At 64.0% G+C, this 15,117-nt stretch carries 15 protein-coding genes; 9 read left to right on the top strand and 6 right to left on the bottom strand.

Annotated features, from left to right (window positions below; all coding sequences use genetic code 11):
* From LOY45_RS12825 to LOY45_RS12790, 8 genes are all read left to right on the top strand, one after another.
* Nucleotides 1-486 (top strand): nitrate reductase cytochrome c-type subunit, encoded by a 486-nt coding sequence (locus LOY45_RS12825; protein ID WP_115086571.1) that lies wholly within the window; start codon nt 1-3, stop codon nt 484-486.
* Between the two features lie 9 nt (nt 487-495).
* Entirely contained in the window at nt 496-1,092 is a 597-nt protein-coding gene (locus LOY45_RS12820; protein ID WP_115086570.1) for a cytochrome c3 family protein, read from the top strand.
* Between the two features lie 493 nt (nt 1,093-1,585).
* Entirely contained in the window at nt 1,586-2,185 is a 600-nt protein-coding gene (locus tag LOY45_RS12815) for a paraquat-inducible protein A (protein ID WP_115086568.1), read from the top strand.
* A complete protein-coding gene (locus LOY45_RS12810; RefSeq protein WP_258579239.1) occupies nt 2,182-2,808 on the top strand; it encodes a paraquat-inducible protein A in 627 nt (208 codons plus the stop codon). The genes LOY45_RS12815 and LOY45_RS12810 overlap by 4 nt, the downstream gene beginning before the upstream one ends.
* Nucleotides 2,801-4,453 carry a PqiB family protein gene (locus tag LOY45_RS12805; protein WP_115086566.1) on the top strand — a complete coding sequence of 551 codons (1,653 nt, stop codon included), beginning with the start codon at nt 2,801-2,803 and terminating at the stop codon, nt 4,451-4,453. Before LOY45_RS12810 ends, LOY45_RS12805 begins: the two co-directional genes overlap by 8 nt.
* Before the next feature lie 16 nt (nt 4,454-4,469).
* Nucleotides 4,470-5,015 (top strand): PqiC family protein, encoded by a 546-nt coding sequence (locus LOY45_RS12800; RefSeq protein WP_115086565.1) that lies wholly within the window; start codon nt 4,470-4,472, stop codon nt 5,013-5,015.
* Nucleotides 5,016-5,044: 29 nt separating this feature from the next.
* Complete coding sequence (locus LOY45_RS12795) at nt 5,045-6,181, top strand: AI-2E family transporter (RefSeq protein ID WP_115086564.1); 1,137 nt, start codon at nt 5,045-5,047, stop codon at nt 6,179-6,181.
* 49 nt (nt 6,182-6,230) lie between these two features.
* Nucleotides 6,231-7,127 (top strand): universal stress protein, encoded by an 897-nt coding sequence (locus LOY45_RS12790; protein ID WP_115086563.1) that lies wholly within the window; start codon nt 6,231-6,233, stop codon nt 7,125-7,127.
* A gap of 3 nt (nt 7,128-7,130) precedes the next feature.
* On the opposite strand, the gene LOY45_RS12785 is transcribed toward LOY45_RS12790, so the two are convergent.
* Both LOY45_RS12785 and LOY45_RS12780 read right to left on the bottom strand, forming a co-directional pair.
* Nucleotides 7,131-7,886 (bottom strand): phytanoyl-CoA dioxygenase family protein, encoded by a 756-nt coding sequence (locus LOY45_RS12785; RefSeq protein WP_233673397.1) that lies wholly within the window; start codon nt 7,884-7,886, stop codon nt 7,131-7,133.
* Nucleotides 7,887-7,909: 23 nt separating this feature from the next.
* Entirely contained in the window at nt 7,910-8,731 is an 822-nt protein-coding gene (locus LOY45_RS12780) for a helix-turn-helix domain-containing protein (RefSeq protein WP_134062603.1), read from the bottom strand.
* Between the two features lie 265 nt (nt 8,732-8,996).
* Here LOY45_RS12780 and LOY45_RS12775 point away from each other — a divergent pair, with 265 nt between their 5' ends.
* On the top strand, nt 8,997-9,926 hold the full coding sequence (locus LOY45_RS12775; protein WP_134061462.1) for an IS110 family RNA-guided transposase: 930 nt from the start codon (nt 8,997-8,999) through the stop codon (nt 9,924-9,926).
* A gap of 73 nt (nt 9,927-9,999) precedes the next feature.
* Here the strand turns inward: LOY45_RS12775 and LOY45_RS12770 are convergent, their stop codons facing one another.
* The 4 genes from LOY45_RS12770 to LOY45_RS12755 form a co-directional block, all read right to left on the bottom strand.
* Nucleotides 10,000-11,418, bottom strand: coding sequence for an aminotransferase (locus LOY45_RS12770; protein ID WP_258579238.1), 1,419 nt, complete (start codon nt 11,416-11,418; stop codon nt 10,000-10,002).
* 31 nt (nt 11,419-11,449) lie between these two features.
* Nucleotides 11,450-12,553 (bottom strand): polyamine ABC transporter substrate-binding protein, encoded by a 1,104-nt coding sequence (locus LOY45_RS12765; RefSeq protein WP_258579237.1) that lies wholly within the window; start codon nt 12,551-12,553, stop codon nt 11,450-11,452.
* 212 nt (nt 12,554-12,765) lie between these two features.
* Nucleotides 12,766-13,467 carry an NAD(P)H-dependent oxidoreductase gene (locus LOY45_RS12760; protein WP_134062596.1) on the bottom strand — a complete coding sequence of 234 codons (702 nt, stop codon included), beginning with the start codon at nt 13,465-13,467 and terminating at the stop codon, nt 12,766-12,768.
* A 9-nt stretch (nt 13,468-13,476) separates the two neighbouring features.
* A complete protein-coding gene (locus LOY45_RS12755; RefSeq protein ID WP_420832722.1) occupies nt 13,477-15,111 on the bottom strand; it encodes an ABC transporter ATP-binding protein in 1,635 nt (544 codons plus the stop codon).
* Nucleotides 15,112-15,117 lie beyond the last annotated feature (6 nt).

Here is a 15,117-nt window from a genome sequence, read left to right as displayed (position 1 = left end):
ATGCCTATTCGCAGCCTGCCCTTGCTGATGTTTGCGGTGATCGGCCTGGTGGTCGCCGCCGAGGTCGACTACCCCCTCGATGCCCCAGGTCCGGACGGTCGCCGCCCTGGTGGTACCCTGACCCAGAGCATGCCGGCGCCGCCGCTGGCCAACGACGAGAACAAGGACCTCAAGCGCGAACGCAACTATCCCGACCAGCCACCGACCATTCCCCACACCATTCGTGGCTATCAGGTCGACATCAACGGCAACAAGTGCCTGTCCTGCCATAGCCGCGCCAACAGCGCGCGCAGCCAGGCGACCATGATCAGCATCACCCACTATATGGACCGCGATGGCCAGGCCCTGGCGGCGGTATCGCCGCGGCGCTACTTCTGCACCCAGTGCCACGTCGCGCAAAAAGAGGTGCAACCGCTGGTGGGCAACAGCTTCGAAACCATCGACAAGCTGCTGCAAGACGATGCCAACGCCGCGCAAAAACCCTGAGGAGGCGCCATGCAAGCACTGTTCAGGCTATTCAAGGAATACTGGGGCATTCTCTGGCGGCCAAGCGTCTACTACAGCCTGGGTTTTCTGACCCTGGGCGGGTTCGTCGCCGGGATCATCTTCTGGGGCGGCTTCAACACCGCCCTGGAAGTGACCAACACCGAAAAATTCTGCACCTCCTGCCATGAGATGCGCGACAACGTCTTCGTCGAGCTCAAGGACACCATCCACTACAGCAACCGCTCCGGCGTGCGTGCCAGTTGCCCGGATTGCCACGTGCCGCACGAGTGGACGCACAAGATCGCGCGCAAGATGCAGGCCTCCAAGGAGGTCTGGGGCAAGCTGTTCGGCACCATTGACACCCGCGAGAAATTCCTCGCCCATCGCCGCGAGCTGGCCGAACACGAATGGGCGCGGCTCAAGGCCAACGACTCGCGCGAATGCCGCAACTGCCACAACTTCGAGTTCATGGATTTCACCCGCCAGAGCAAGCGTGCCGCAGCCATGCACTCGACCTCGCTGGCCAGTGGGCAGGCGACCTGCATCGATTGCCACAAGGGCATTGCCCATAAGCTGCCGGACATGCGCGGGGTGCCGGGTTGGTAACTCAGCGCGCCACACTGGCCTCATCGCGGGGCAAGCCCGCTCCCACAGGTTGGGTGTACACACATCCATTGTGGGAGCTGGCTTGCCAGCGATGAGGCCAGCCCAGCCAACACATCAGGCGGCGCCCGGATTGCGACCGCTACGCGCTCGATCGCCGGCAAGGCCAGCTCCCACAGGTCCGGCGTACACAGCACTACTGTGGGAGCTGGCTTGCCAGCGATGAGGCCAGCCCAGCCAACACATCAGGCGGCGCCTGGATTGCGACCGCTACGCGCTCGATCGCTGGCAAGGCCAGCTCCCACAAGTCCGGCGTACACAGCACTACTGTGGGAGCGGGCTTGCCCCGCGATGAGGCCAACACAACCAGCACACCAGGCAGCGCCTGGATTACAAGCGCCGGCAAGCCCGCTCCCTCAGAGGTTAAATAATCCGCAGTCCCGCGCCAGCGCCGACTATATTGAGCTAGTCCCCGCCCGCAGCCAGAGCGCGCGCCATGCTGGATACCCATCAGCTGATCATCTGCGAACATTGCGATTGCGTGTACCAGAAGGTCAGCCTCGGCAAACACCAGAAAGCCCTGTGCCAGTGCTGCGGCGCCGTGCTGCAGCGCTATAACGGCCTGAGCGTGCAGCAACGCCTGGCCCTGAGCGTCACCGCGCTGATCCTCTGGGTGTTCGCCAATTTCTACCCGATCATGAGCATTAGCCTCAAAGGCTTGCACAATAGCGCCACCCTGTGGGACTCGGTCCGGGCCCTGGCCACCGGCCCCATCACCTTTATTGCCCTGGTGGCGGCCATCTCGATCATCATCGCCCCGGTGTTCCAGCTGCTGCTGTTGATCTGGGTACTGGGCTTTGCCCTGGCCGGCGGCCGTGCCCCGGGCTTCAGCCTGTGCATGCGCTGGCTGGAAACCCTGCGCCCGTGGAGCATGCTCGAAGTGTGCCTGCTCGGCGCCATGGTCGCGGTGTTCAAGCTGGCCGGCATGCTCGATGTGCTGCCGGGCATCGGCCTGGTGGCGCTGGCAGTGCTGAGCCTGCTGATACTGCGCATCGCCGGGCGCGATATACGCGAACTCTGGGACCTGCTGCCATGAGCCGCCCACCGCGCGCCGCCGAGCTCAACCTGGTGCTCTGTCACGCCTGCGGCATGGCCTGCGACAACAGCAACCAGCCGCACGACTGCGAACGCTGCGGCGCACCCCTGCATGCGCACAAGCCCGATTCCCTGACCCGCACCTGGGCCTACCTGATCGCCTCGCTGGTGTTCTACATCCCCGCCAACCTGCTGCCGGTGATGAACACCACGCTGTTCGGCAGCGGCGCCGACAGCACCATCATGAGCGGGGTCATGGAGTTCTGGGAGCATGGCGCCTGGGACATCGCCCTGATCATCTTCATCGCCAGCATTGCGGTACCGGCGACCAAGTTCGTCGCCCTGGCCCTGCTGCTGATCACCGTGCAACGCCGCAGCACCTGGGCGCAGAGCCAACGGGCGCGACTGTTTCGCTTCGTCGAGCTGATCGGCTACTGGTCGATGCTCGATGTGCTGGTGGTGGCCCTGGTAGCGGCGCTGGTCAAGTTTCAGGCCCTGGGCGATATCCAACCGCGTCCGGGCATTCTGTTTTTCGGCATGGTGGTGGTGCTGACTATGCTCGCGGCAATGAGTTTCGACCCTAGACTGATCTGGCAGCGCGACAAGGAGCAGGCCGATGACTGATACCCGCCAAGACAGCCCACAACCCGGCCAGCCCGGGGTCAAGACCCGCCGTTTCAGCATCTCGCTGGTGTGGATCGTGCCGCTGGTGGCGGTGCTGGTGGGCTTGTCGCTGGTGGTGCACAACGTCATGCAGCAAGGCCCGACCATCGAGATCACCTTCAAGACCGGTCAGGGCCTGGAAGCCAACAAGACCGCGGTCAAGTACCGCAATGTGGTGATCGGCCAGGTCACCGCCGTGGAGTTGAGCAAGGACCAGAAGAGCGTCACCGCCACGGTCAAGCTGGTCAAGCAGGCCGACAATTTCACCCGGGTGGATTCCAAGTTCTGGGTGGTGCGGGCACGCATCGGCGCCGGCGGCGTGTCGGGTATCGATACCCTGCTGTCCGGTGATTTCATCGGCGCCGACTCCGGCGAATCGAACACCCGCGCCAAGGCCTTCATCGGCCTCGAATCGCCACCGCCGATCACCTATGGCGAACCGGGCAAGCGCTTTTTCCTGCACGCCAGCGATCTCGGTTCGCTGGGGGTCGGTTCGCCGGTGTACTACCGCAAGATCCCGGTGGGCCAGGTGGTCGCCTACGGCCTGGATGAAAACGGCAAAGGCGTCAGTATCGAAGTGTTCATCAACTCGCCCAACGACGCCTTCGTCACTGACAACACCCGCTTCTGGAACGCCAGCGGTGTCGATGTCGAAGTCGGCGCCAACGGCTTTGCCTTTCGCACCGAGTCGCTGTCGTCGGTGATCGTTGGCGGTATCGCCTTTCGCGCCCCGGACTACAGCCCCGACGATCAGGTGGCCGCCGAAGACCGCCAGTTCGAGCTGTTCGACGACCGCGCCCGGGCGCTCGCCCCGCCCCATGGCAAGGCACAGTACCTGAGCCTGCGCTTCGACCAGGCCCTGCGCGGCCTCAAGGTCGGTGCCCCGGTGGAATTCCTCGGGGTGGAAATCGGCTCGGTGGTTTCGGTGAACCTCGACTTCGACGTCGAAAAACGCACCTTCCCGGTCAATGTCGGCATCGTCATCTATCCGCAACGCCTGGGCCGGGCCCACACCAAGTTGCTCAAGGCACTGAACCACGACCCCGACGACGAAAAGGCCGCCGCGCAGTTGCTCGGCTCCTTCGTCGACAACGGCCTGCGCGCCCAGGCCCGCAGTGGCAACCTGCTCACCGGGCAGCTGTACATCGCCCTGGACTTCGACCCCAAGGCGCCCAAAGTGGTGTTCGACCCGACGGCCCGGCCGATTACCATCCCCACCGTGCCGGGTAGCCTGGAGCAACTGCAGGAGCAGTTCCAGGTCATGGTCGAGCGGCTCAACCGCCTGCCCATCGAGCGCATCGCCAACAACCTCGATGCCAACCTGGTGGAGCTGCGCAAAGGTTTGCAGCAGTTCAACAGCCGCACCTTGCCGGGCGTCCAGGGCACCTTGCAGGAGGTCAGCAAGACCCTGCAGTCGGCCAACTCGACCCTGGCCGAGGATTCGCCCCAGCGTGAGCAGCTGACCCAGACCCTCGACGAGCTGGGGCGCATGTCGCGCTCGCTACGCGAGTTGGCCGATTACCTGGGGCGCAACCCCGAGTCGCTGCTGCGTGGCCGGCCCAAGGATGCACCCGCTGACTCGCTAAAACCTTCGTCGCGCAATTGACCGCAGGAGCACACCCATGGCGCATGCCTCCCCGTTTGCAGTGTTGAGCCTGGCGGTGTTGCTGGCCGCCTGCCGCAGCGACCCGATCCACTACCACACACTGATCCCGCAGCAACCGGTGCCGGCCAGCAGTGTCGATGTGCAACTGGAGCAGGTCAGCGTGCCGCCCCAGGTCGATCGGCCGCAGGTGGTGATTCGCCAGGGCAACAGCGGCCTGGCGATCCTCGAGACCGAATGGTGGGGCGCAAGTCTCGCCGACGAGTTGCGCAATGCTCTGGTCAACCAGTTCGTCAGCAGCACTGCCCAGCCGCGTCTGGGCTTGCGCGTGGAGGTGCAGCGCTTTGACTCGGTGCCGGGGCAATACGCCCTGTTCGATGCCCGCTGGCGTTTGCGTGCCGGCAACGGCAGCGCGCTGCTGAACTGCCGCAGCGTGATCCAGAGCCCGGCCGGCGCCAGCATCGACGAACTGGTGCTGGCCCATCAACAGAACCTCAAGCGTTTCACCGAACTGGTCAGCCAGGCGGCCCGCGGCGGTGCCAGCCGTTGCCCGGCCGTTCACTGAAACCCGCTCGCCTGCCCGAGGACCCACTCATGGCCAATAATCGCCCGGTTCACCTGGGCACTGCCCGGGAACTGCTCGACGTGCTGATCCGCGCCGGGCTGATCGCCGTGCTGGTGCTGTTCTGCTTCGACATCTTCAAGCCGTTCCTCAACCTGATGCTGTGGGCGGTGATCCTGGCGATCACCCTCTATCCGCTGAGTCAGCGCCTCGGTGGCTGGCTCGGCGGGCGCCCGCGCTGGGCTGCCGTCGTCCTGGTGATCATCGGCCTGGCCTGCCTGATCGGGCCGCTGAGCCTGCTGGGCGCTTCGGTGGCCGACACCGTGCAACAAGGCATCACCGGCTTCGAGGACCAGCGCATCGAAATCCCGCCGCCACCGGCCAACGTCCGTGACTGGCCGCTGATCGGCGCGCCGCTGTACGGCATTTGGGCCCATGCCAGCAGTGACCTGAGCTGGGCGGCGACCCAGGTCGCGCCGCACCTCAAAGGCCTGAGCAAGACCCTGCTGACACAACTGGCCGGGATTGGCTCGGGCATCCTGATGTTCCTTGTGGCCCTGGTCGTCGCCGGCCTGATCATGGCCAAGGGTGCAACCGGCCAACGCGCGGCGGTGGCGATTGCCACCCGCGTCGCCGGCCCGCAGCGCGGCGAACAACTGGCCGCATTGTGCACCGCTACCATCCGCGCCGTAGCCCAGGGCGTGGTCGGCATCGCCTTCATCCAGATGCTGCTGGTGGGTGTCGCCCTGGTCATTATGGGGGTTCCTGCTGCCGGGGTGCTGGCCCTGCTGGTGCTGCTGCTGGGCATCACCCAGCTGCCGGTGTTGTTGATCACCCTGCCGGTGGCGATCTACGTGCTGGCCCATGACGGCGTCAGTGCCAGCACGGTGATCTTTGTCATCTGGATCTTGCTTGCCGGGCTCGCCGACAACGTCCTCAAGCCCATGCTGCTGGGTCGCGGCGTGGCCGTACCGATGCCGGTGGTGTTGATCGGCGCCCTGGGCGGCATGCTGACCAACGGCATCATCGGCCTGTTCATCGGCCCGGTGGTGCTGGCCGTGGGCTACGAGCTGTTCATGAGCTGGGTGGCGCAGCCGCTGGCCGTCGACAGCCCGGCCGAGGAGCCTGCACCGGACCCGCCAGGCACTTCGGGCAGCACCATGGACTAGACTTCAAGCACGGGGGGGGCTGGCAACACAACGCTACCGGAGGTGCCCCATGAGCCAGTACCAACGCCTATTCCTGATGGTCGGCTGCGACCTGCGCCACACACCGGCACTGGAACGTGCCGCCGCCCTGGCCCGCGCCACGGGTGCCGCCTTGCATATCTGCGCCTTTATCGACGAGATCGATACCCTCGGCCTGATGAGCGGCGACGAACACCACCTCGACACCCTGATGCTGGACAACCGCCAGTGGCTGGCCGATGAGGCGACCTTGCTGCATGAAAACGGCATTCGCGTCAGTACCGAAGTGATCCTGGCCCGAGACGTGCTTCAAGCGGCCTTGACCCAGGTCGCCGAGATCGACCCCGACCTGCTGATCAAGGATGTACAACACGAACCGCTGCTCAAGCGCCTGGTGGTCGCGCCGCTGGACTGGCAACTGCTGCGCGAATGCCCGTGCCCGGTGCACCTGGTAACCGACGTGCATTGCCCGCTGCCACGCATTGTCGTTGCCGCCGTCGACCCGACTCACCCCGAGCACCCGCACAACGACCTCAACGAAACCGTGATCGAAGCCGCGGCCGACCTTGCCCGCCAGTGCAACGCCGAGCTGCACCTGTTGCATGTGTGTGACAGCGCCCACACCCATATCGCCGACTTCGGCGCCGGGACCGTGACCATGCCGGGCTTTGGTGATGATGTACGCAAGTCGATCCACAAGGCCTTCGAGCACCTGGCCCAGCGTCACGCAATACCCGTGGAGCGCCAGCACTTTTTGTCGGCGCCGATTACCCGCAGCATCGCCGAGTTCGTCAGCCACAGCCGCGCCGACGTGCTGGTGATGGGCAACCACCCGCGCAAGCTGCTCGAACGCCTGACCGGCAGCACCACCGAGCACGTGCTGGAACACCGGCTGTGCAACGTGCTGGCAATCCGCGGGGCGAGCTGAGGCTCAGTCGTACTCGGTTTCGGCGTGTTCGCCCAGCAAGCGGCGCTGGCGTGGCGTGGCAGCGGCCAGCACCGCCGGGTTGAACTGAAAGTGCAGGTAGGGCGAGAACTTCTGCGCGACCATGCGTCGGCCGTAATGCACCTGCAGCAGGTAGCGGCTGCGGTCTGCGCTGCGGTTGTCGCTGCCGGCGTGCCACAGCTCACTGCGAAACACCAGGGCGTCGCCGGCCTGGCATAGCACCGCCTGCGGCGGACGGCCCTGCCAGCTCTGCTCATTCTTGCGCGGCGCGCGCCCTGCCCTGTGGCTGCCCGGTACCACCCGGGTCGGACACAGGTCGGCGTCGATGTCATCCAGGTACAACTGCACAGTGCAGATCTGCATTGGCAGCTCGAAGGCCGGGTCGGCCATCAGCGCCGGGGCAACGTCCATCATCAGGTAGTCCAGGTGCAAGGACATGCCCTGGTAGCCCGGATGGCAGCGCCAGGCGGTCTGGCCGATGATATGGCAATCCTCACCCAACGCCGCCTCGGCCAGCTCGATCACCCCGGGCAGGTCGAGGAACGCCAGCCACAGCGGGTCGCGGTTGAACACGCACTTGTAGTGTTCGATCAGGCCGCCGCTGTAGTCCCAATGAAACGCCTGGAGCCCGTCGATGGCATGACGCAGCAGCTTGACCTGGGCACTGTCGAGCACGCCCGGCAACAAGACGAAGCCGTCGTTGCCCAAGGCCTGCAGGTGTTGCTCGGTAGAGCGGTTCATCAGGGCCTCCACAAGGCCGAGGGTCAGCCTTGGCGCAACCAGTCGATAAAGCGCGCAAACAGCTCGGACTGGGAGTTTATCTCCAGTTTAAGGTAGAGGTTCTTGCGGTGCATGCGCACGGTTTCCGGGGAGATGCCCATCTCGCCAGCGGTGGATTTCACCGAGTGGCCGCGCAGGATCATCTGCGCCACTTCACGCTCGCGTTCGGTCAGCACGTTGCAGCCAAAGCTGTCGAAGGCCGCCTGGACGCTGCCCTGGCCAGTGGCTTCGCTGTTCTGCTCAAGGCCGTGCTGGGCGAAGCGGCTGATCAGTTCACGCACCATGGGCTCCACCGCCTGCAGCAGGTGCAGTTGTTCGACGCTCAGGCTGCTGCCACCGCAGCCCTGGAACAGGCTCAGGGAGATCTTGCTGTGGTGGTCGATATCGACGATGTAGTAGCTGTCTTCGGTGCAGCCAGTGCCCAGGTAGTAGGTCTTGTAGTAGTCGCTGTCGAAGAAGTGGTCCGGGGCGATGTCCTGCAGGTGGTAAAAGCCTTGCGCCAGGCCCTTCTCCACCGCCAGGCAGAACGGGTCGAGCAGGTAGCCGGCGGTGAAGTAGCGGTTGAGGATGGCGTCGCGGTGACGCTCGGGGATGCCTTGCTGGTAGAGCAGTTGCGGCGGCTGGCCCTGGCGTTCGAGGCTGATCATCATCGACTCGACCGCCACCAGCTGGCTCAGGGCGGCGGCGAGGCTTGCCAGGGCGTCGGCCTCGCCGCTGCGGGCAAAGGCGTGCTGCAGCGCTGCATGCCATTGCTGCAGGGCAGAGAAAGACAGGCAGATCGGAGTGTCGGCGGTGGCTCGGCTCATGCCCGGCAGTCTAACTCGCCTGGGGGCTGCGATGCAGCCCATCGCCGGCAAGGCCGGCTTGTGTCTTGAGGTAGGAATAGAATCAGAAGTGAGAGCGGTGAATGGCAAGCTGTACGCCGGTAGTGCTTAAAGCACGTGTGGGAGCAAAGCTGCCATTCACCTCTCCACTCTGGCCCGAGCCCGAACAGTTGATTGAGCGCCTCTCGAATCACAAGCGTGGGCCAAGCCAGAGCGCTCTCACAACTGAGTGTAAGAGGGTTCAGCCATGTTGTCTTCTGTTGGAATCGACACTGCCAAAGCCACTTTGGAAATCTGCATCAAACCTCAGAAAATCCGCTTCGAAGTGGCCAACAACTCCGCAGGCTTCGAGGCGTTGCTTGAGCGTCTGAAGGACTTCAATATCAGTCGAGTGCTGATCGAAGCGACAGGCGGCTACGAGAAAGATGTGTTGATCGCCCTGGCCTCAGCAGGACTGGAAACCATCTGCATCAACCCAGCCCGTGCCCGAAAATTCGCCGATGCCATGGGTAAAAAAGCCAAAACCGACAAGATCGACGCCGAAGTCCTTGCGGACTTCGCTGCACACCTCAGCGCCCCTCAAGGCCAACCGGTCAGCCCTGAACGCGAAGAGCTGCGAGAGCTGGTGAAGCAGCGCGCCCAATTTGTGCAGAGCCGTGATGACGACAAGCGGCGTCGCCAGCAATGTCGCTCGGCGACAGTGATGGCCCACTTCGATGAGCATATAGAGCAGCTGAAAGTGCTGATCAAACGCCTCGACGAAGAAATTGATCAGGCGATGGTGCAACTGGACGATACCAGGGCGCGTCAGTTATTGGCAGTGACCGGAATCGGTCGAGTAACCGCCGCAAATCTGCTCGCCTCACTGCCTGAACTGGGGCAGTTGGACCGCCGTCAGATCGCCGCTCTGGTGGGCGTAGCGCCTTACAACAACGATAGTGGTAGCCATCGAGGGCACCGCCAGATATGGGGTGGTCGGGCCCATGTAAGGCGAGTGCTGTACATGTCGAGCTGGATCATCATCCGTCACAACACAGAATTTAAAGCACGCTACGAAGCACTTCGGGCACGTGGCAAGTGCGCCAAGGTGGCACTCGTAGCTTGCATGCGGGTGCTGATCGTCAGGCTGAATGCAATGCTGCGGGACAATACCCCTTGGCGAGTGCAAACAGCCTGATCAAGACAGTTGCTCCCACAGTGGGTTGGTGTACACCGGACCTGTGGGAGCTGGCTTTGCCAGCGATGGCTGCTCATGCACCCACGTGCACTCCTTCCTGGCGCAGCTCTTCTGCCGTTTCGACAATGCACTGGCGCAAGGTCTCGACGATTTCGTCCACCTGCTGACGGGTGATGATCAGCGGCGGCGACATCACGTTCAGGTGCATGATCGGCCGTACCAGCAAACCCTTGGCCTGGGCCCGGCGGTGGATGCGCTCGCCGATGTTCACTTCATCGGCAAACAGCGCCTTGCTGCGTTTGTCGGCGACGAACTCGACACAGGCCATCAGCTTCATGCAGCGCACCTCGCCCACCAGCGGCAGCCCGGCCAGGGTCTGCAGGCGCTGCTCCAGGTAGCCGCCGACCTCATCGACATGGGCCAGCAGGTTCTCCCGTTCGATGATCTCGATGTTCTTCAGCGCCGCGGTGCAGCACACCGGGTGGCCGCTGTAGGTAAAACCATGGGTGAAGCAGCGGCCCTTGCCCGGCTCGGCGATGACCTTCCAGATGCGCGCGGAGAAGATGCACGCGCCCAGCGGCAGGTAGGCCGAGGTCAGGCCCTTGGCAGTGGTGATGATGTCCGGCTGCACGCCGAACAGCGCCTCGGACGCAAAGAACTTGCCCAGGCGCCCAAAGGAGGTCACCACCTCGTCGGCAACGAAGAGGATGTCGTAGGTCTGGCATACCTGCCACATGCGCAGGAAGTAGTCCTTGGGCGGAATGATCACCCCGCCCGAGCCCATGATCGGCTCGGCAAAGAACGCCGCGACATTGTCGGCGCCCAAGGAGAGGATCTTGTCCTCGAACTCGGCCACCAGAAAATCCAGAAACTCCGCCGCGTCCATGTCATCCGGTGCCCGATACGGGTTCGGGTTGGAGACGTGGTGGATCAACTCATGGCCGTAGTCGAATTCGGGCACCCGGTCGGCGGCCTTGTTGCCGATCGACATGGTCAGGCAGGTGGAGCCGTGATAGGCGTTGTAGCGGGCGATCACGTGCTTTTTGTGCGGCTTGCCGCGGCAGTTCTGGTAGTACTGGATCAGCCGGTAGGCGGTATCGACCGCCGTCGAGCCGCCGGTGGTGAGGAACACATGCTCGAGATCGCCCGGAGCGAGGCTGGCGAGTTTTGCGCACAGTTCGATAGCGACGTTGTTGGCCATGTCCGAAAACGGGTTGGAATAGGCCAGCTGGCGCACCTGGTCGGCGATGGCCAGGGCCATCTCTTCGCGGCCCAGGCCGATGTTGGTGCACCACATGCCGCCGACGGCATCGAGGAAGCGGTTGCCATCGGTGTCGTAGATGTAGGCGCCCTCGCCTGCGACGATATTCAGCGCGCCTTGCTCGGCATGCTCATCGAACACGTGGTAGCCGTGCAGGTAGTGGGCTTTGTCGGCCGCCACCAGGGCATCATTGGCGGCGGGTGCTACGAAGGCTTTGTTTGGCGTGGCCATGGCAGTGTCCTTGGCTAGGGGAAAATAGAAATCAGCTACCGGTCTTGACCGTGCTCCAGACCCGGGTAATGGCGCGCATGTCCTTGCCGCTCTGGGTTTTCTGCGCGAACAGGCGCTGGCGGGTGGCGTCGTCCGGGTAGATCGCCGGATCGTCGCGAATCTCGGCCCGCACCAGCGGCGTGGCAGCGGCATTGCTGTTGGCGTAGTGGATGTAGTTGGTGACCTGGGCGATGTTCTGCGGCTGCAGGAGAAACTCGATGAAGCGATGGGCATTGGCCGCGTGCGGCGCGTCACTGGGCAGGTAGAGGTTGTCGAACCAGATCAGCGAGCCTTCCTGGGGGATGAAGAACGCCAGCTTGATGTTCTTCTTCGCCTCCTGCGCCCTTGCCTGGGCGGTGGCGTAGTCGCCGGACCAGGTCAGGGCCAGGCAGGTATCGCCATTGGGCAGGCTGGTCAGGTAATTGACCGAGTCGAATTTCTTGATGTATGGCCGCACGCCGAGCAGCAGTTCCTGGGCGGCCTTGAGGTCATCCGCTGTGGCGCTGTTGGGGTCGCGCCCGAGGTATTTGAGGGCCAGCGGGATCACTTCGCTGGGCGCGTCCATCAGGGTCACGCCGCAATCGGCAAAACGCGAGACGATCTTCGGGTCGAAGAGCATGGCCAGCGAACCGATGGGCGCATCGGGCATGCGCGCCTTGATCTTGTCGACGTTGTAGGTCACCCCGGAGCTGCCCCAGGTGTAGGGCGCCGAATAAGCAAGGCCGGGGTCGTAGCCTTGCAGGTCGCTGAGCACTTGCGGGTCGAGGTTGTTCCAGCTCGGCAGCTGCTTTTTGTCCAGAGGCTGGAACACCTGGGCCTTGATCAGCGGCGGGACCAGGGAGGCGTTGAGCACCACCAGGTCGTAGCCCGAGCGCCCGGTCAGCAGTTTGGTCTGAACCGTTTCGTAGCCGTCGAAGGTGTCGTAGATCACCTTGATGCCGGTGGCTTTTTCAAAGTCGGCGAGGGTCGTTTCGCCGATGTAATCCGTCCAGTTGTACAGCCTGAGTGTGTTGGCCGCCTCCCCGCCGGCGGCGAGCGCCGCCGTTGCCAGGGGCGCGAGCAACAGACTGGAAATCACCTTCAGTGTCTTTCGCATAGCCACTCCGTCGTGTCACCAGGATCTGCTCGGTGTGAGCCGACGGGGTTACTATCGAGGGAGCCGGTGATGGCGACCATACCCCGAATGGGTAGGTGCGCAGCATTTACCTTACGGCCAATCGCCGGCAAGGCCGGCTCCCACAGTTTGAGTGACCTGCACTACCCCTGTGGGAGCCGGCCTTGCCGGCGATGAGGCCACTGCATCCACCGTCAAGCCAACGGATACAACGCCTCGTCAAACTGCGCCAGGCGCGGAAACACCAGCGGCTGCTCATCGGACAAATGCGCCAGGCGCTGCTGGTAGCTACGCAAAAAGTCCTTGCGCGCCTCGTCGCTGATATACGGCACATGCCAGGCCACGAACGGCTCCAGCACCTCGAAGCCGACGTAGGCCAGGGTGCCACGCAAGATCGGCCGCAGCATGTCCTCCAGCGGCCCGTGAATCGCCCCTTCGCCGAACATGTGCTCACGCCCGCCGAGGGTGACGGTCACCAGCGCCTGCTTGCCCACCAACCCGCCCTGGTCATAGAAACGCTTGCCGCCATAGCACACCCCCGAGACCAGCACCCGGTCGATCCAGCCCTTGAGCATGGCCGGCGCCGAGAACCAGAAGATCGGGAAATTCAGCACCACCAGGTCGGCCCACAGCAGCTTGTCCAGCTCCTGCTGAATGTCGGCGGCAATCGACTGGCTCTTGACCCCCAGGCGCTGCTCCAGGGCATACACCAGGTAATCCGGGTTCTCGCGGCTGACGAAGTCATCGGCGCTGGCCACCGGATTCCAGTTCATCGCATACAGGTCGCTGACCTGCACCTGATGGCCCTGGGCAGTAAAGGTTTCAACAGCCTGGTCACGCAAGGCGGCGGTGAAGGATTGCGGCTCGGGGTGAGCGTGAACGATCAGTACATTCATGGGGAGTCCTTAAACGGTTTGCACAGTGGAAGTCAGCGCCCGCCTGGCCAGCAGGCGGTCGAGCCAGTCCGGGTCCATTTCCGGCTCGCTGGAGAACAGCAGGCCGGTGTAGTCGCGGTGCGGCGGGGTGAAGATCGCCTCACGGCTGCCGTGATCGACCACCTGCCCGCGCTGCATCACCAGCACCTCGTCGGCAATGGCGCGCACCGTGGCCACGTCGTGGGTGATGAACAGGTAAGCCACGCCCAGTTGCTGCTGGATACGGTTGAGCAGCTTCAAAACACCTTCGGCCACCAGTTGGTCGAGGGCCGAGGTGACCTCGTCGCAGATGATCAGCTGCGGCTCGGCAGCCAGCGCCCGGGCGATGCAGATGCGCTGCTTCTGCCCGCCGGACAGCTCGCGGGGTTGACGCTCCATATACAGCGCCGGGTCCAGCTCGATCATTTCCAGCAATTCTGCGACCCGCTGGCGCAGGGCCTGGCCCTTGAGGCCGAGGTAGAAACTCAGCGGCCGGCCGATGATGTCGACGATCCGCTGGCGCGGATTGAGCGCGGTGTCGGGGATCTGGTAGATCATCTGCACCCGGCGCAACTGCTCTTTGCTGCGCTGGCGATAATCGGCCGGCAGGGCTTCACCGTCATACAGCACCTGGCCTGCAGTCGGCGGCAACAGGCCGGTGATCAACCGTGCGGTAGAGCTCTTGCCACTGCCCGACTCGCCGATCACTGCCAGGGTCTGGCCGCGATGGAGCTTGAGCGAGACCTCATGCAGCACCGGCTGGTGGCCGTAACTGGCGCTGGCCTTGCGCACCTCAAGCAGCGGTGTCGCCTGTTGCGGGCACGGCTTGGGTTCAGTGCGAAAACTGCGTACCGCCCACAACGATTTGGTGTAGTCCTGCTGCGGGGCGTCAAGCATGCTGCGGGTGTCGGCCTCTTCGACCAGCTTGCCGTGGCGCAGCACCATGATGCGGTCGGCCATCTGCGCCACCACCGCCAGGTCGTGGCTGATGTACAGGGCGGCGCTGCCGTAGGTTTTCACCGCATCGCGAATCGCCGCCAGCACTTCGATCTGGGTGGTGACGTCGAGGGCGGTGGTCGGCTCGTCGAAAATGATCAGGTCCGGGTGGCAGGCCATGGCCATGGCGGTCATGACCCGTTGCAACTGGCCGCCGGAGACCTGGTGGGGGTAACGCTGGCCGATCTGTTCGGGGTTGGGCAGGCGCAGCACGCGGTACAGCTCCACCGCTTCGGCTTCGGCCCGGACGCGGTCGATACCGCCGTTCCTGACCGCCGTCTCGACATGCTGGTCAATCAGCCGGTGCGCCGGGTTGAACGACGCGGCGGCGCTTTGTGCGACATAGGCGATGCGCAGGCCGCGCAGCGTGCGCAAGGCTTCAGGTTTGGCGCCGACCAGCTCCTGGCCGTCGAAACGCACCGAGCCGCCAGTGATGCGGCAACCGTCGCGCACATAGCCCATGGAGGCCAGGCCCAGGGTCGACTTGCCCGCCCCCGACTCACCAATCAGGCCCAGTACTTCACCCCGCTGCAAGGTCAGGTCGATGCCCTTGATCAGCGGATGCCAGGCGTCCTGGTAATGGCCTTCGATGTGCAGGTCGCGGATTTCCAGCAGCGGCTTTTCACTCATGGTCAT

Origin of the sequence: Pseudomonas wadenswilerensis (assembly GCF_024749185.1) — a bacterium.
In the GTDB taxonomy this organism is placed as follows: Bacteria; Pseudomonadota; Gammaproteobacteria; order Pseudomonadales; family Pseudomonadaceae; genus Aquipseudomonas; species Aquipseudomonas wadenswilerensis.
The sequence above is the reverse complement of the archived record's forward strand: the minus strand, read 5'-3'. Positions and strand labels throughout refer to the sequence as shown.